Genomic DNA, 16,685 nt, shown 5'->3' on the forward strand with positions numbered 1-16,685 from the left:
CTATCATATTAATATTATGTATATAATTATACTTGACTATAAATACATAATAAAAGTATACTTGAAAGGTATGTCTAAAAACAAATTTCAACAAAATAATACAAAAATACAAAAGCGAATGAAATAATGGTTGACTAAAGTAATATTCGTGTAATATACTTGCAATGTAAAATTGACACGACGGAGGAAAAGACATGAAAAATGCTTTAGTATTTCAAACAGATTTTGGTTTAGCAGATGGTGCAGTTAGCGCTATGTATGGAGTTGCTCACGGAGTTGATTCTGAGTTAAGAATATTTGATTTGACTCATGATATTCCACAGTATAATATTTGGGAAGCTTCTTATAGATTAATTCAAACAGTTACATATTGGGCTAAAGGTACAGTTTTTGTATCAGTTGTTGATCCAGGTGTAGGAACTGATAGAAAGAGTATAGTAGCAAAGACTGTTACAGGACACTATATAGTTACTCCAGATAATGGAACATTAACACATGTTAAACGTATGTGTGGAATTGTTGAAGCAAGAGAAATAGATGAAAATATAAATAGATTACCAAACTCAGGAGCATCTTACACATTCCATGGAAGAGATGTTTATGCTTATACTGGTGCTAGATTAGCTGCTGGTGTAATAGACTTTGAAGGTGTAGGGCCTAAGATAAATGTTGATGAAATAGTTGAATTACCAACAGTAGCGGCTGCTAAGGACGGAGATTGTGTTACAGGAACAATAGACGTTCTAGATGTTAGATTCGGAAGTCTTTGGACAAACATTAGCAGAGAATTATTTATGGGTAGCGGAATCAATTATGGTGATAGAGTAGAAGTATCTATTAAAAATGATACAAGAGAAGTTTACAGAAACATAATGGTGTTTGCAACATCTTTTGCTGAGGTTCACGTAGGAGAAACTTTAGTTTATGTTAACTCATTAGATTGTTTAGCCGTAGCTATAAATCAAGGATCATTCTCTAAGGCATACAATATACAAACAGGTACAAATTGGAGAATATCTATAAGAAAGGCTCCAAGAATAATTTACGAATAATATTACTATAATATTTTAAAACTAGTAATAAAAATAAGAGGAGAAAAGTAGATGAAAAATAACTTAAGCATAAAAACAATAGTTGCTATAGGTATCGGATCAGCAGTTTTCATGATATTAGCACGTTTTGCAGCGATTCCAACACCAATACCAAATACTACATTTAATACAGCTTATGGATTTTTAGCTTTAATGGCAGTAATATTTGGACCAATAGCTGGTGTATCAATAGGATTTATAGGGCATACGTTAACTGATTTGACTGCATATGGTTCACCATGGTTCAGCTGGATAATTGCTACTGCAATAGTTGGATTAGTTATTGGATTTGCAGCTAAGAGATTAAATATTAATGAAGGTGAATTCGGTAAAAAACAAATTATACTATTCAATATATATCAAGTTGTAGCTAATGTAATTGCATGGTTTGTAGTAGCACCATCATTAGATATACTAATATATGCTGAGCCAGCAAATAAAGTATATGTACAAGGAGCTGTAGCTGGTTTCTTAAATATGATTACAGTAGCTGTACTAGGAAGTATATTACTTTACTCTTATGCAAAGAGCAGAGTTAAAAAGGGAAGCTTAGATAGAGAAGATGATATAGCTTAGTATAAATACTTAAAGTTTATAATACCGGGGTAATGTCTCCGGTATTTTTTAGGTAGGTTATGGAAAAACTTCGCGATATACATACGCAAAAAAATATAGTATTATTTTTAAGTATTAATAAAATAGACGAACAAAAGGTAAAGAGGGAGATTTATATGAAAAGACCTGTAATTGAGTTCAAAGATTTTTCCTTTCAATACAGAGCTCAAGCAAAGCCGACATTAAACAATATAAATTTAACTATATATGAAGGTGAGAAAGTACTTATAGTTGGTCCATCAGGATCAGGGAAAAGTACATTATCAAACTGTATAAATGGACTTGTACCTTTTTCATATGAAGGTAAGATAACTGGAAGTCTTAAAATAAATGGGCAAGAAACTAAAAATATGAGTATTGCTGAACTTTCTAATGTTGTTGGTACTGTACTTCAAGATCCAGATAGTCAATTTATAGGTTTAACAGTAGGTGAAGATATTGCATTCAAACTAGAAAATGATTGTGTTCCTCAAGATAAGATGAAGGAAACTGTTGATATAGTATCAAAAATAGTAGGAATAGAAAGCCATCTAGAGTCAGCACCTCATAGATTATCAGGAGGACAAAAGCAACGTGTTACATTAGCTGGTGTTATGGTTGACAATGTAGATATACTACTATTTGATGAGCCTTTAGCAAGCTTAGATCCAGCCACAGGAAAAACGGCTATTGAGCTTATAGAGCAAATAAAAGAAAAGACTAATAAGACAATACTTATTATAGAGCATCGTTTAGAAGATGTTCTACATTCAAATGTTGATAGAATTATAGTGGTAGATAGAGGAGTTATAAAAGCTGATATAACCCCAAATGAATTATTATCTACTAATATATTAGAAGAAACGGGAATAAGGGAGCCTCTATATATAACTGCCTTAAAATATGCAGGATGTGAAATAACTCCTGAAGTAGAACCAGAACATATAGATACTGTGAAACTTGATACTTATGAAGAAAAATTAAAAGCATGGGTAGATGATGTTAAAGAAGAAGTTGCAGTAACATGTGATGAACCTATTTTAGAACTACAAGATGTAAAGTTTGGTTATAATGAAAAGAAAGAGATTTTACATGGATTATCATTCAAAGTTAATAAGGGTGAAATGGTAAGTATAGTTGGTAAAAATGGTGCAGGAAAATCAACTATTTCAAAGCTTATATGTGGCTTCTACAAACCAACTTCAGGTAAGATATTATTTAACGGAAAAGATATTAAAAATGAAACTATAAAAGAACGTGCTGAAAAAATTGGTATAGTTATGCAAAATCCAAACCAAATGATATCTAAGACTATGATTTTTGATGAGGTAGCTCTAGGACTTAAGGTTAGAGGCGTTAGTGAGGCAGAGATTAAAACAAGAGTATATGAAACGTTAAAGGTATGTGGATTATATGAATTCCGTAATTGGCCAATATCAGCTCTTAGTTATGGGCAAAAGAAACGTGTTACTATAGCATCTATTTTAGTACTTAATCCAGAGGTTATTATTTTAGATGAGCCAACAGCAGGGCAAGACTTTAAGCATTATACAGAAATAATGGAATTCTTAAAAGAGATAAATAATAAAGGTGTAACTATAATTATGATAACTCATGATATGCACCTAATGTTAGAATATACAAATAGAGCTATTGCTTTAGCTGATGGATTAAAGATAGCAGATGATACAGCTGCAAATATTCTTACAGATAGTAAGGTAATAGAGGCTGCAAATCTTAAAGAGACATCAGTTTATGAATTAGCTGTAAAAGCTAATTTAGATAATCCAAGAGAATTTGTTAAAAGATTTATTGACTATGACAGGAGTGTTAGAGCAAAATGAGTGCTATGTTAGAATACCAAGATTTAAAATCCCCTATTCATAAGCTAACAGGAGCAACTAAGCTTATTGCATTAGTATTTTGGGCTTTAGCATCTATGGTTACTTATGATACACGTATACTAGGGGCAATGTTTATATTTAGTATTATTATGTTTAAAGTATCTAAAGTGAAATTTAAAGATATTTCTTTCGTATTATATTTTATTTTAGTATTTTTACTTATAAATAATATTGCTATATTTTTCTTCTCACCTTACGAGGGAGTTGAAATATATAAAACAAGAACGGACCTTTTCCATCTGTTTGGACCATATACAGTAACAACTCAACAATTGTTTTATCAATTTAATGTAACTTTAAAATATTTCTCTATAATACCAATGGCGCTACTATTTATGGTTACTACAAATCCAAGTGAATTTGCAGCATCATTAAATCGTATTGGAGTAAGTTACAAAATATCTTATTCTGTTGCAATAGCATTAAGATATATACCAGATATTCAAAGAGATTATCATGATATATCTTTTGCTCAACAAGCTAGAGGAATAGATATGTCTAAAAAGGCTGGATTAACTAGTCGTGTAAAAAATTCTGCAGCTATAATTATGCCGCTTATATTCTCAAGCTTAGAGAGAATAGAAAGTATAAGTTCTGCTATGGAGCTTAGAGCTTTTGGAAATAATAAAAAGCGTACTTGGTATAGTGGTAGACCTTTTGAAAAGAGAGATTATATAGCTATAGCAATTGTAGTATGTGTATTTATAGCAGCTTTAGTAGCAACTAAGTTAAATGGCGGAAGATTCTTTAACCCATTTTAGAAAGATGGGGCTGTATCAAAATAAATTTTGATATTAGCCGATAAAAAAAGGAGGGTTCGAATTCGAATCCTCCTTTTTGCATATAATATTTTCATGAAAAATAATGTGTGCAAAAAAAATATTATACACATCCATCAATTAGGATTCCCAATTAATTTAGAAATTATTATACCAAAAGATGATTCAGTAAGAACATTATATGAAGTAACGGAGGGATTAAATTATTCAAAATTATATGAAACATACTCTACTGAAGGTAGAAATCCAATGATCTTACCTGAAACATTATTTAGGATAGTTGCTTATGGCTATATGGAAGGTATATATTCTAGTAGAAAGCTTGAAAAAGCTTGTAAAAGAGATATTAACTTTCGTTGGCTTTTGCAAGGGCAAAAGGAACCGAGTCATAATACAATTGCGAGATTTAGAAGTAAAATGTTGGAAGGATGCGTAGAAGACCTATTTTCACAATTTATAATTGAATTAGAAAAAAGAAATGAAATAGAATTTGAAAATTTATTTGTAGATGGTACAAAAATCGAAGCGAATGCTAATAGATATAGTTTTGTTTGGAAAAAAGCTACTGATAAATTTGAAGAGAAATTACAAAATAAAACTCATAAAATATTATTAAACATAAGTTCAGAGCTTGATTTAAATTTAAGTATACCTGATGAAAAGATTTCAGTTGAATATGCATTAGCGGTAAAAGATAAACTTATTGAAATTAAAGAAAAAGAAGGATTAGATTTTGTATATGGAAAAGGCAAAAGAAAAAGTAAACTTCAAAAATATACTGAAGTAATTAATGATTTTATAGAAAAACAAAGTAAATATGATGAATACAATAAAATTTTTAATGGAAGAAATAGTTTTTCAAAAACCGATCATGACGCTACTTTCATGCATATGAAAGAGGATCATATGAAAAATGGTCAGTTGAAGCCAGCATATAATGTTCAAATAGGGGTAGAAGGTGAATATATAGTTGGAATAGATATATCAAGTGAAAGATCAGATCAACTTACCTTTATACCATTTTTAGATAAGTTAGAAAAGAACTTAAATAAAAAATATAAATCTATAACTGCTGACGCAGGATACGAAAGTGAAGAAAACTATACATATTTAGAAAATAATAATCAAAAAGCTTTCATTAAGCCTCAAACATATGAAAAATCAAAAACTAAAAAGTTTAAAAATGATATTAGTAAAAGAGAAAATATGCACTATAACCAAGAGGATGATTACTATATTTGTGCTGCTGGCAAGAAACTACTTCCTAAAGGATTTACTACAAGAAAATCAAAATCAAACTTTAAATCAATAGTAAATATCTACGAATGCGAAAGCTGTTTAGGGTGTGAATATAAAAATAAATGCACAAAAGCTAAGAATAATAGGCAATTACATGTTCCTAAAGAATTTTTAAGATTAAGATCTGAATCATTAGCTAATATAACAACCAAAGAAGGTATACGTTTAAGAATAAATAGATCTATTCAAGTTGAAGGTGCATTTGCAGTAATTAAACAAGATTATGGATTTAGAAGATTTTTAATGAGAGGAAATAAGAAAGTTAGAATAGAATTATTGATAATGGCATTTGCCTATAATGTTAATAAATTGCACAACAAAACTTTACAAGGTCGAAACGGTGAGTTGTTGCACGAGCCGAAAGGTGCATAATAAAAACTATATATGAAAATTATACCAGAAGGCATCTAACCTTCTTTTTGTCATGTAAAAAAACAAAATTAATAGCAATATTTACATAAAAATTAGTGTATAAAATTTTGAACAATTAAAAAGGAGTTGTATTCAGACTGAATTTATTAATTCAATCTGATACAGCTCCTTATTTTTATATATTTCTCATTATAGAACCATTTATAATGGGAATTTCTAAATTTTATGGGAGTAAAAATTTTCTAAAGAATTTAAAAAATATAAAAATTAACTTGATTTATGAATATATTATGTTAAAATGGAATTAGGTCTTGAAACAAAAGACTAAATTATAAATTTAAAATTAAATAAAGGTTCAGATAGATAATATTTTCTCCTAGACTGAGAATTATTAATCCATATGTAATCTTTAATCCTAGGAGGGAATATTCATGACAGATAAGACTTTAGTATGTGTTGATTGTGGAGCTGAATTCGTATTCACAGTAGGAGAACAAGAATTCTACAAAGAAAAAGGATTCGATAACGAGCCAAAGAGATGTTTAGCTTGCAGAAGAGCTAAGAAAGAACAAAACAGAAGATAGTATGTTTTATTTGAAAGAGCTGTAGTTTATAACTACAGTTCTTTTTTTGCGTTAATAATAGAAAAAATAGATATTGAGATATGAGAAGTTTGATAGCTATTTTTATGTAAATTTAAGGGTGTTATTTCAAAATATGTTATAATTAAACAAACATATAAAGAGAGGGAAGAGATTAATGTTTGATTATAGAGAATTTGATGAAATGTTGATTCAAGAGGTAAAGAGCATTTATAAAAAGGAATCTTGGAATGCTTATTTAAAAGATGATGAAAAATTAATAAGAGCATTTAGTAATTCATTATATATATTAGGGGCCTTTGATGAAGATAAGTTAATAGGATTTATTAGATGCGTAGGTGATGGAGAACATATATTGATGATTCAAGATTTGATTGTAAGCCCAGAGTATCAGCAGAAGGGCATAGGGACATATCTTTTTAAAACAATTAAGGACAAGTATAAGGATGTAAGAATGTTTATTGTATTAACTGATATAGAAGATGTAGTTGATAATAAGTTTTATCAATCATTCAAGTTAAGGAGGTTAGATGAGTTCAATATAGTTGGATACATGAGATAGAAAATAGGGGTATATAATAGTATTTAAGGGGAAAGGGAGATTTGTATGTTACTTAAAATAACAGAACTAGTAGATGAGAATTCAAAAAAGTTAATGGATATTTATAGAGAAAGCAATATTGATAATATTAAACATTTTTATCCAAAGATTACGGATATGGAGATAGGAAGACGTAAAGTAGAAAAGACTATGTAAACTATCTTAAAAATGATTTTTTAACAGATAGTGATAGGTGTTGTTATGTATGGGAGGAAAATGGTATATGGGTTAGTGCTTTACGCTTTTATAAGATTAAAGATAAACTATATTATTTAGAGGCACTTGAAACTCATCCAGATTATAGAAAGAAAGGGTTTGCTGAGAAATTAATATGTGGTGTAATAGATAAATTAAAATCAGATGGAGATTTTGAAATAAAAAGCTATACTGGAAAGAAAAATATTGCATCTCAAATGACTCATGAAAAGTGCGGTTTTAAAAGAATAGAGGAAAGAGTATTTGATTACAGTATTAATGAGTATGTCGAAAATGTTATAAATTACATTTATTCTTATGAAGCTCATTAAGATTAAAGTGTTGTGATACTGTTATATATTTAGATTATTCAAGGTTCACATCTTTATATGGTGTATTAAAAAGAGTTATTACAGGGTATGGAAAAAGTAGACCGGATATGGGAGGCAATTGCCCAGAAAGATTTGATTTAGAGTTTTTAAAGTTTGTATGGAAATTTAATAAAAATAATAGAAAGAATTATTATAAGCTTCTAGAAGAAGCGAAAGGTAAGAAGATAATTATTCTAAGAAATAGAAGAGAAACGGCAAAATTTATAAAAGAGTATAGCGAAATAAGAGAGGGAGAGAAGTGAAATAGATGAGAGAAGAATGTTTTAATAAAATTAAAGAAGCAGTTAATAAATTTAAATATTCATCAATGCGATATATTGAATATAACGATATACATGATTATGAAGTATGCTTAGAAAATGTAAATATTATTTTAATATATGGTTTTAATGTTGAAGCAAATATAAATGAATATCATTGGGCAGCAAATAATGTAGAAGATCTAATAAATGTTTTGAAGAATAAAAAGGATTTTTTAATAACATTTATACCTAATGAATGGATTTTTAGACTTGAGGAAGCTGAATTTATAGTTCGTAATGCTTGGCATGATTATTTTATGAATAATCTTAATGATATTGATATTTGTGATGATTTTGATTTTTTAACAGTTGATAGGTGTGAGGAAGCATCAAAAGTAACAATGATGTGTAAAAATCAAAGTAGAGGATTTACAGGACAGACTACTAAGTGGGTTGAAGAATGGATTAATAACACTGAAACATCTGGAGTTAATACAGGAACAAGAAACAATGCTATATTAATTGAGAAAAATGAAGAAGATGAAATAATAGGGATTGTATGTGTAGCTACCTATGGTCATGAAAGTAAAAAAGGACCTACTGTATGGATTAGAGAGGTAGCTGTAAATCCTTCTTATCAGAATAAGGGAATTGGAAGGAGATTGATAATGAAGGCTCTTTCTTACGGAAAAAAATATGGAGCAACACGTGCATTCTTAGCTGCAGATGAATGTAATGATAGAGGTATTCATCTTTATACAAGTATAGGTTTTGAAGCTAGTGAAGATGAAAGTCAGATAGATATGTTGAAGTGAAAATATATTATATAGTTAATACAATTAAAGTGTGGTGATGAAATGGGAAAATATTATTTGTTTAGTGATTTTAGCAAAGAAAACGGCTTTTCACTAATAGCAGATGAGTTTAAAAGGGATTTAAAAGATTATAATAAAATGGTCTTTATTGCATCGGACCCAAGTATAGGAGAAATAACAGATAAATATGCAGAAAAGTATTTAAAGTGGTTTGAGAAAATTGGAATAAACTTTGAAAATAAGGTTGTTTTAGATAATAGATTAGATTCTAAAAAGATGATTAATGAAATAAAAGATGCATCACTTATATACTTAATGGGTGGGACAACTCTGCTACAGATGAAGTTTTTACGTGATAATAGATTAGTTGAGTCTATAGTAAATACAGACTGCTTAATAATTGGATTAAGTGCAGGGGCTATTAATATGGCTAAAACATCAATTTTAACTACTACATGTGGACATGATAAGCAGGAGATTTATAAAGGTATTGGACTATTAGATAAAACAGTAGAACCTCATTTTACTTTAGATAATTTTAACGATGAGTTAAAGGAATTATCATATAAATATTTAATTTATGGAATGTGTGATGAAAGTGCTATCATAGTTCGAGATGATAAATGTACTTATTATGGTGATATATATATCCTTAAGAATGGAACGGCAGAGAAGGTGATTAGTATATAAGAGCTTCCGTTGCAGAAAAAATGTAGCAATATGCAAAAGAAAAGATCATAAATAATAGAATTAAACAGATTTAAGTATGGACTCAGGATGATGGAACAGCTAATAGATGGGATAAAAAGTAGCGGATTATTTAAAGAGAAGCGTATTTAAATGCCTATGTAAAAGGTATTCCAGAAAATGATGTTATAAAAAGATTTATAAATTTAGGTGAAGCCTGGTGAGATATTGGGAGTAAGATGTTTAAATTTTGAAGCTCCTATTGAGAGAAAGGAAGAACTACAGAAAATTTGCTATAGATTACATGAAGTGAGATTATACCAATTATTTTTATAGATTTAATAAAAATAGAGGATAGATACCTAAAGAAGTATTTATTCTCTATTTTTTATTATTTGAAGTAATTAATTTTTCTAGATTTATAATAGATAGGCTTTAATGATAGTTGTTCTGCAAGCATTAAAGCTTCTTTTATATTATTTCCTATAGCTGAAGGGGTATGGGCATCTGAGCCTATAGTTACATATCTCCCACCTAATTCTTTATAGAATTTATAAGTCTCAAATAAAGCCTGTAAAGAAGCAGGATTAGATAATCTTCTTGTGTTTATTTCAATGGCTTTATCCTTTTTTATTAGATTTAAGAATATAGCTTCTACAATTTCTTTATAAGGGTTAATATTTATTTCGTTATTAGGAAAAGGAGCATATCTAAAAAGATAATCTATATGTCCTAAAGAATCAAAGTTATTATAATTTTCAACGCAGTATAACATGTTTTCATAATATCTTTTATAGAAATCATCACTAGGTGGTTTATTATTGTGTAATGTATTATATATATCTAAACCATCAACAGTATGAATAGAACCAAGGATATAATCGAAGTCGTATTTATTAGCAGTAGCTTCATTTTCTAAAAGTGTATTTTGGGTCATGCCAATTTCAATACCTAGTAATAATGAAGCAGATCTATAATTACTATAAGTTTCTAAATATCTTGGAATATCACATTTAAATTCATTTTCTTCAGGATAGTCAAGATCCATATGTTCAGTTAAACATACGCCTAGATTTAGTGACTTTGAAGTATTAATTACTTCACTTATAGACATTTTACTATCACTTGAAAAAATAGTATGCATATGAGTATCAAATATCATTTTTACCTCCAAGTAATTACTTTTATATCTATAGAGTATACCACAAATTACATAAGGTTACCTCCGAATTCAATTCCTGTATTTGAACCTTCTCCAGAGTAGATAAGTGTATTATTTTTTGTATCTACAAGCTCCATTTGGACTTTAGCAGTTAAGGTTTCTTTCACAAATGGAACCATTTGACCATTTTTTGGACCATAGCATAAAATGAAAGAATTAGTATCGGTTATAGTTTTTAGAGAAAGTCTAAGGTTTTTATGTATTACAGTTAGAAGTATATCGTCACTTTCTACCTTGAGGTCTAATTTACTTCTATTCATAGTCGTAAAAGGGAAAAACATATTATCTACAGTAACACCTATTAAAAAACCTCTAAAGTTTTTTAGTGGAAATGGTATTTCTCCTAAAGAACAGGTTATAGTAGCTCTAGAATCCTTAAAAGTATTACTTTGAATCCAAAGCCATTCTACAGGGAAACTACGGCCCCAATTTTTTTCAATATAAACTTTACCATCATTGAAATCAATAATATTATCATTAATACTTAAGGTACCTTTTATATCACCATCTAAAGCACATACCTGACTATAGCATTCCATAAACTTTAAGTAGTTATAAAATCCCATGCTACCTGGATTTATAATAGAATCACTCCATTTAACAAGATTAGAAAACAATAATGAACCTTTAATTTTCAGTTTAGAATTATATAAATCTAAAAAAATCCCATCTAGGGAAAAAGAATTATTAGAAATATTAATTTTTAAGTATGAGTTAGAAGAAAAAAGTCATTTTTATAAAATCTAAAATAATCATATAACACATCTTCTCCTCGAAGTACTTGAATAAAAGAATGTGAGTCGGAAGAAAGGCTTATACCAGGGATAATGGCTAAAGTATATTTTCTATCTTTAGTTACTAATTTATAATACCAGCCTTCAAAAAAGTTATCTTTTTTATTTTTTCCATGATATAAGTTTGGATTACGTATAATACTCATTTTTTCCTCCAATAAAATTATTCTTATAGAGTTAGTCTTATCAAACATAGGATAAATATACAGGGGTATACTATTTGTATAATATAATTTAATGGAAAGGAAGTTATGTATGAATAAATCTTTATGGATAAGTAGTTCACAAGGCGATAGATATGGAGAGTTAGATGAGGATAAAAGAGTTGAATGCTTAATAGTAGGGGGAGGAATTGTTGGAATTACTACAGCATATTTATTATGTAAAAAGGGATATAAGACTACTATTGTAGATGCTGACTATATTGGCTATGGTGCTACTGGTAGAAATACTGGGAAGATAACTCCTCAACATGGAATAAAATACTCTGATATATATAAGCGTTATGGAAGAGATGATGCTAAGAAATATTATGAAGCTAATAAAGAAGCTTTAAAGTTAATTGAGAATATAATAGAAGAGAATAAAATCGAATGTGATTATGAGAAAGCTCCAGCTTATATTTATGCAGAAGATGATAGTGATGGAAAAAAAGTATTGAACGAATTTAATATTTGTAAAGAGATAGGGATTAATTGTGAGTTTATAATGGATATTCCTTTGCCTATTAAATCATCAGGAGCTATAAAGTTTAATGTAGGAGCACAGTTTAATCCTAAGAAGTATATTGATGCTTTAGCAAAAAAAGTAAAAGAGTTAGGCGGGGAAATATATGAGAAATCTCCTATGAAATCTGTAGATGCATATGAAGATAGTATAACAGTACATAGTTTAAATGGGTATGAAATTAAAGCAGATAAACTTATTATAGCTTCACACTATCCATTTTATGATGGATTAAGCTTTTATTTTGCAAGATTAAAACCTGAAAGATCATATGTAGTAGCAGGAGAGTATGATGGTGATTTTCCACAAGCTACATTTATCAATTCATCTACACCAAAGAGAAGTTTAAGAATATATAATGATGGAGAAAGAAGATTTTTATTAATAGCAGGAGAAGGTCATAAAGTTGCTCATAAAACAGAAGAAGACCATTATGGAGCTTTAGAGCAATATGGTAGAGACGTATTTGGTGTTGAAAACTATCAATATAGATGGAGTACACAAGATTATATAACTACAGATAATGTTCCATATATAGGATATTTAAATTCAGTAACAAAGAATATATTGGTAGCAACTGGATTTGCAAAGTGGGGAATGAGTAACGGAACTTTAGCAGGTATTATATTAAGTGATCTTTATATAAAGGGAAAGAGTAAGTATTTAAATACATTTACACCATCAAGGAGCGATGGGTATTTAACAGGAGAATTTTTTAAGGAAAATGCTGATGTAGGAGTTCAATATTTAATTGGAAAACTTAAGATTGCATCTAAAGAGATGCCGGAAAAAGGTTTTGGAAAAGTAGTTATTATTGATAAAGCTAAATTTGGGGTGTATAGGGATGAGAATGATATATTTCATATAGTAGATACAACATGTACACATTTGGGATGTGAATTAAAATGGAATCCATTAGAGAAAAGTTGGGATTGTCCTTGCCATGGTTCAAGATTTGGAATAGATGGTGATATATTAGAAGGACCAGCAACTATTCCTTTAAAACAATATGGAGCAGAGACATATAATGAGATAAATCCAAATTTATTATAATGATAAGTTATAAATGGCAAGTTATAAATTAATGTTGAAACTGCGTGCAGTTTCTTTAAGATTTAAGTTTTCTAAAAATTAATTTTAGTTAAATTTATATTTTAACTTGCCAATTGTAACATTGAAGAAATAATCAATAATTATTTGTTAGTAGATAACGTTTCTTAAATACATCTTTAATTTAAAAATTATTGACTTGGAAACGATTCCGATATAATCTATAAGTGAGACAGAGATATGGGAGGGATAACTATGGAGAAGGTTTATAAATATGGAAGAGGCAACTTTAAAAGTATTGAAGATGGAAATGAATTACTTTGGATGATTGGTAATGGTATTGGTGGGTTTGCTAATCATACTGTTGCTGGTGGAGGAGCACAATGCTTTCATGGATACTTGGTAGCATCTCTAAATGCACCTGTAAATAGAACTTTGATACTTACAAGAACTCAAGAAATAATAGAAATTGATGGAAGAGAATATGATTTAACATCTCAACAATATATAGGAACTTCAAAGAATGGACAAGAATATTTAGAACGATTTGTTTTTGATTCAGTTCCAGAATATATGTATAAAGTTGAAGATATTAATATAAAAAAGACAATTGCTATGGAGTATGGACACAATACTGTAGTTGTTTGCTATGAAATAGAAAATGGATTAGATCAAGCTAAATTAAGAATAGTTCCATTATTTAATTATAGACCATCAACAGATGTTAGTGAAAAAAATGAACTAAAATTTGATATGGCGGTTGATGATAGAAAGTTAACTTTAATACCTGATATAGATAAAGAAAGAGAGATTAAATTCTATACTTCTGAAGGTGAGTTTTATGATAGAAGTTTAATACCAACAAGTATGGCTACACCAAATTACTTAATTGAAGAAAATCATTACTATATGATTGATCATAGAACAGGATTTTTAGGAGTAGATAATCATTACACTCCTTATGAGGTACAGATTGATTTAGAACCTTTCGAAAAGAAGAAGTTTTACATTAAATGTACTATAGAGGAATTAGATAATAAATCAGGATTTGATATTATAAATGAATATAAGCGTAGAGCAGAAAAATTAGTAAGACAAGCCGGTTTAGAGGATAGATTTGCTAATAACCTTGTTAAAGCAGCAGATCACTTTATAGTAAAGAGAGAGAGTACAGGACTTAAAACTGTATTAGCTGGATATCCATGGTTTACTGACTGGGGAAGAGATACTATGATAGCTTTTGAAGGCTTGACTTTAGTTACCAAAAGATTTGATGATGCCAGAGAGATATTAGAATCATTTGCAAGATATATTAAGAATGGACTTGTACCAAATGTGTTCCCGGATAAGAACACAGAACCAGGATATAATACAGTTGATGCTTCTCTTTGGTATTTTCAAGCAGTATATCAGTATTTAAATTATACTGGAAATGAAGAGGATTATAATTTTATTAAAGAAAAGATATATCCAAAGTTAAAAGAAATTTATGAAGCATATTCAACATCTACAGATTTTTCAATAGGTATGGATGAAGATGGATTAATTCATGCTGGTGGAGGATTAGATCAAGTAACTTGGATGGATGTAAGAGTTGGAGATTATGTAGTGACACCTAGACATGGAAAGCCGGTAGAAATTAATGCTTTATGGTTTAATTCGCTAAAGATAATGGAAATACTAGCTAAGGAATTTGGCGAAGACAATACTCAATATAAAGAATTGGCAGCAAAAGTTAAAGAATCTTTTAATAAGAGATTTTGGAATGAAAAAAAAGGGTGTCTCTATGATGTAGTTGATGAAGATGATGATAGAATAAGACCAAATCAAATTTGGGCAGTATCATTACCATTTTCAATATTAGATAGAGAAAAAGAAAAGAGTATAGTAAATGTAGTATATAAACATCTATATGCTACTTATGGATTACGTTCATTATCTTTTATGGATAAAGACTATAAAAATAAATATATAGGTAAGCTTTTTGACAGAGATTGTGCTTATCATATGGGAACAACTTGGGGATTTTTAATAGGTGGATTTATAACTGCTTATTGTAAGGTTAATGATTATTCTAAAGATGCGGTATGGAAAGCTGAGCATATGTGTAAGGTTTTTGAAGATACAATGAGAGATGGTTGTATAAACGGAATAGCAGAGATTTTTGATGGAGATTTTGCATCTACAAGTAGAGGATGTTACTCACAAGCTTGGAGTGTAGCAGAAGTTCTAAGAGCGTATGCTAATGATGTTATGCCATATTTAAATTGCTAAAGTGGGAATTAAAGTTAAATTTGACTAAATTATGTTTGGGTTATAAAATATACTTAGGTACCTAAGAGTAGTGCCTTAAAGTGTTGTTATTAAAAGTGTTATGAGTTTTTTATGAGTTTTGGCTGTAGTTTTATTACTACAGTCTTTTTTTGAGAAAAAAGGTAACAGAATGTTCAACTCAGAAAGTGTAATTGAAATTTTTCAAAGAAGACTATTACCATTTATGCCATCTGGAGTTATCACTTTGACATCAGCAGTTAGCGATGTAAATGGAATAGTCTTTACTATAGATACTTTTTTAGGTAAAATTCTATAGATAGCTTTAGAGATTTTAATATGTTATTAGGTAATTAATATAAAAGAAAATTATATTAATAATATTATTACAGTTGTTGTGTTAATAATGATATATATTACTTTAAAAAAGTACAAAAATTAATAGGCTATTGTATAGAATTGAAATAGGATTTTAACCTAACAACCTCTTCAGTAGTTAATTTTTCTCTATTTCTTTTTTTTGATATAATTTCTTTAAAATCATTAAATTCATCTTCTGTTAGTTTTGACTTGAATACTATATCTTTTAATGTAGCCATTTGTTCAATATCTTCTTTGTCTAATCTGTTATTTGTAATCATTTTATTTTGGATATCATCTAAAATCTTTTTTTCATTTTCATTTAAAAGTTTTATATTATTTTCAGTCCAAAAAATATCTATATATTTACTATTTGAACTATCATCATCAGTGTAAAATGAATTGAATTCATCATCACAAGTGCAAGGTAAATTAAAAGAAGCATTAGGTTTTAAAAATGGATTAAAAAAACTAAAACTTTCTATGATTAATAATATTAGTATTATAGTAGTAAATTTTCTTTTAAGCATTCAACATCACTCCTCTAAAAATATTATCTCTCATAATTTGCTATATTATTTAAAATTATATAATTATTAAAATAAAAAGTTCTGCTACATATATGTAGTAGAACTTTTTAAGAATATAAATTAATAGTCATATTAAGAAATTTTAATACTTTTATATAA

At 28.7% G+C, this 16,685-nt stretch carries 18 protein-coding genes; 14 read left to right on the forward strand and 4 right to left on the reverse strand.

Going from position 1 to position 16,685, the window contains the following annotated elements:
- Positions 1-194 precede the first annotated feature (194 nt).
- From H8S10_RS04235 to H8S10_RS04290, 11 genes are all read left to right on the forward strand, one after another.
- A complete protein-coding gene (locus H8S10_RS04235) occupies positions 195-1,052 on the forward strand; it encodes an S-adenosyl-l-methionine hydroxide adenosyltransferase family protein (RefSeq protein WP_186838017.1) in 858 nt (285 codons plus the stop codon).
- A gap of 51 nt (positions 1,053-1,103) precedes the next feature.
- Positions 1,104-1,667 (forward strand): ECF-type riboflavin transporter substrate-binding protein, encoded by a 564-nt coding sequence (locus H8S10_RS04240; protein WP_055263579.1) that lies wholly within the window; start codon positions 1,104-1,106, stop codon positions 1,665-1,667.
- Between the two features lie 155 nt (positions 1,668-1,822).
- Positions 1,823-3,529, forward strand: a complete 1,707-nt coding sequence (locus tag H8S10_RS04245) for an ABC transporter ATP-binding protein (protein WP_055263577.1) — start codon at positions 1,823-1,825, stop codon at positions 3,527-3,529.
- Entirely contained in the window at positions 3,526-4,350 is an 825-nt protein-coding gene (locus H8S10_RS04250) for an energy-coupling factor transporter transmembrane component T (protein WP_055263575.1), read from the forward strand. The genes H8S10_RS04245 and H8S10_RS04250 overlap by 4 nt, the downstream gene beginning before the upstream one ends.
- A gap of 120 nt (positions 4,351-4,470) precedes the next feature.
- Positions 4,471-6,039, forward strand: coding sequence for an IS1182 family transposase (locus H8S10_RS04255; protein WP_186838049.1), 1,569 nt, complete (start codon positions 4,471-4,473; stop codon positions 6,037-6,039).
- Positions 6,040-6,470: 431 nt separating this feature from the next.
- On the forward strand, positions 6,471-6,623 hold the full coding sequence (locus H8S10_RS04260; RefSeq protein ID WP_055267239.1) for a zinc-ribbon domain-containing protein: 153 nt from the start codon (positions 6,471-6,473) through the stop codon (positions 6,621-6,623).
- A gap of 175 nt (positions 6,624-6,798) precedes the next feature.
- On the forward strand, positions 6,799-7,203 hold the full coding sequence (locus H8S10_RS04265; protein WP_186838018.1) for a GNAT family N-acetyltransferase: 405 nt from the start codon (positions 6,799-6,801) through the stop codon (positions 7,201-7,203).
- 45 nt (positions 7,204-7,248) lie between these two features.
- Positions 7,249-7,398: a hypothetical protein gene (locus H8S10_RS04270; RefSeq protein WP_186838019.1), complete on the forward strand. Its 150-nt coding sequence runs from the start codon at positions 7,249-7,251 to the stop codon at positions 7,396-7,398.
- Positions 7,399-7,876: 478 nt separating this feature from the next.
- On the forward strand, positions 7,877-8,071 hold the full coding sequence (locus H8S10_RS04280) for a hypothetical protein (protein WP_186838020.1): 195 nt from the start codon (positions 7,877-7,879) through the stop codon (positions 8,069-8,071).
- A gap of 5 nt (positions 8,072-8,076) precedes the next feature.
- Positions 8,077-8,886, forward strand: coding sequence for a GNAT family N-acetyltransferase (locus H8S10_RS04285; RefSeq protein ID WP_186838021.1), 810 nt, complete (start codon positions 8,077-8,079; stop codon positions 8,884-8,886).
- 42 nt (positions 8,887-8,928) lie between these two features.
- Entirely contained in the window at positions 8,929-9,576 is a 648-nt protein-coding gene (locus H8S10_RS04290; protein ID WP_186838022.1) for a Type 1 glutamine amidotransferase-like domain-containing protein, read from the forward strand.
- Positions 9,577-9,964: 388 nt separating this feature from the next.
- Here the strand turns inward: H8S10_RS04290 and H8S10_RS04295 are convergent, their stop codons facing one another.
- From H8S10_RS04295 to H8S10_RS17970, 3 genes are all read right to left on the reverse strand, one after another.
- Complete coding sequence (locus tag H8S10_RS04295; RefSeq protein ID WP_186838023.1) at positions 9,965-10,735, reverse strand: histidinol phosphate phosphatase; 771 nt, start codon at positions 10,733-10,735, stop codon at positions 9,965-9,967.
- 47 nt (positions 10,736-10,782) lie between these two features.
- Positions 10,783-11,412: a tocopherol cyclase family protein gene (locus H8S10_RS04300; protein WP_207731837.1), complete on the reverse strand. Its 630-nt coding sequence runs from the start codon at positions 11,410-11,412 to the stop codon at positions 10,783-10,785.
- Between the two features lie 86 nt (positions 11,413-11,498).
- Complete coding sequence (locus H8S10_RS17970) at positions 11,499-11,735, reverse strand: hypothetical protein (protein ID WP_207731838.1); 237 nt, start codon at positions 11,733-11,735, stop codon at positions 11,499-11,501.
- A 109-nt stretch (positions 11,736-11,844) separates the two neighbouring features.
- Between H8S10_RS17970 and H8S10_RS04305 the strand changes: the two genes are divergently transcribed.
- From H8S10_RS04305 to H8S10_RS04315, 3 genes are all read left to right on the forward strand, one after another.
- The gene (locus H8S10_RS04305; protein ID WP_186838024.1) at positions 11,845-13,368 is read left to right on the forward strand and encodes an FAD-dependent oxidoreductase; all 1,524 of its coding nucleotides are present in this window, start codon (positions 11,845-11,847) and stop codon (positions 13,366-13,368) included.
- 252 nt (positions 13,369-13,620) lie between these two features.
- Positions 13,621-15,639 (forward strand): amylo-alpha-1,6-glucosidase, encoded by a 2,019-nt coding sequence (locus tag H8S10_RS04310; protein ID WP_186838025.1) that lies wholly within the window; start codon positions 13,621-13,623, stop codon positions 15,637-15,639.
- Positions 15,640-15,808: 169 nt separating this feature from the next.
- Entirely contained in the window at positions 15,809-15,955 is a 147-nt protein-coding gene (locus tag H8S10_RS04315) for a hypothetical protein (RefSeq protein WP_186838026.1), read from the forward strand.
- Positions 15,956-16,082: 127 nt separating this feature from the next.
- On the opposite strand, the gene H8S10_RS04320 is transcribed toward H8S10_RS04315, so the two are convergent.
- The gene (locus H8S10_RS04320) at positions 16,083-16,526 is read right to left on the reverse strand and encodes a hypothetical protein (RefSeq protein ID WP_055267221.1); all 444 of its coding nucleotides are present in this window, start codon (positions 16,524-16,526) and stop codon (positions 16,083-16,085) included.
- Positions 16,527-16,685: the final 159 nt, after the last annotated feature.

It is taken from the genome of Clostridium sp. NSJ-49 (assembly GCF_014287725.1).
GTDB classification, from domain to species: Bacteria; Bacillota; Clostridia; order Clostridiales; family Clostridiaceae; genus Clostridium; species Clostridium disporicum_B.

Excerpts from the sequence above, each read along its gene's own strand:
- H8S10_RS04235 (WP_186838017.1), top strand. The coding sequence starts at position 195 with ATGAAAAATGCTTTAGTATTTCAAACAGATTTTGGTTTAGCAGATGGT.
- H8S10_RS04240 (WP_055263579.1), top strand. The coding sequence starts at position 1,104 with ATGAAAAATAACTTAAGCATAAAAACAATAGTTGCTATAGGTATCGGA.
- H8S10_RS04245 (WP_055263577.1), top strand. The coding sequence starts at position 1,823 with ATGAAAAGACCTGTAATTGAGTTCAAAGATTTTTCCTTTCAATACAGA.
- H8S10_RS04250 (WP_055263575.1), top strand. The coding sequence starts at position 3,526 with ATGAGTGCTATGTTAGAATACCAAGATTTAAAATCCCCTATTCATAAG.
- H8S10_RS04260 (WP_055267239.1), top strand. The coding sequence starts at position 6,471 with ATGACAGATAAGACTTTAGTATGTGTTGATTGTGGAGCTGAATTCGTA.
- H8S10_RS04265 (WP_186838018.1), top strand. The coding sequence starts at position 6,799 with ATGTTTGATTATAGAGAATTTGATGAAATGTTGATTCAAGAGGTAAAG.
- H8S10_RS04270 (WP_186838019.1), top strand. The coding sequence starts at position 7,249 with ATGTTACTTAAAATAACAGAACTAGTAGATGAGAATTCAAAAAAGTTA.
- H8S10_RS04280 (WP_186838020.1), top strand. The coding sequence starts at position 7,877 with ATGGGAGGCAATTGCCCAGAAAGATTTGATTTAGAGTTTTTAAAGTTT.
- H8S10_RS04285 (WP_186838021.1), top strand. The coding sequence starts at position 8,077 with ATGAGAGAAGAATGTTTTAATAAAATTAAAGAAGCAGTTAATAAATTT.
- H8S10_RS04290 (WP_186838022.1), top strand. The coding sequence starts at position 8,929 with ATGGGAAAATATTATTTGTTTAGTGATTTTAGCAAAGAAAACGGCTTT.
- H8S10_RS04295 (WP_186838023.1), bottom strand. The coding sequence starts at position 10,735 with ATGATATTTGATACTCATATGCATACTATTTTTTCAAGTGATAGTAAA.
- H8S10_RS17970 (WP_207731838.1), bottom strand. The coding sequence starts at position 11,735 with ATGAGTATTATACGTAATCCAAACTTATATCATGGAAAAAATAAAAAA.
- H8S10_RS04305 (WP_186838024.1), top strand. The coding sequence starts at position 11,845 with ATGAATAAATCTTTATGGATAAGTAGTTCACAAGGCGATAGATATGGA.
- H8S10_RS04310 (WP_186838025.1), top strand. The coding sequence starts at position 13,621 with ATGGAGAAGGTTTATAAATATGGAAGAGGCAACTTTAAAAGTATTGAA.
- H8S10_RS04315 (WP_186838026.1), top strand. The coding sequence starts at position 15,809 with ATGTTCAACTCAGAAAGTGTAATTGAAATTTTTCAAAGAAGACTATTA.
- H8S10_RS04320 (WP_055267221.1), bottom strand. The coding sequence starts at position 16,526 with ATGCTTAAAAGAAAATTTACTACTATAATACTAATATTATTAATCATA.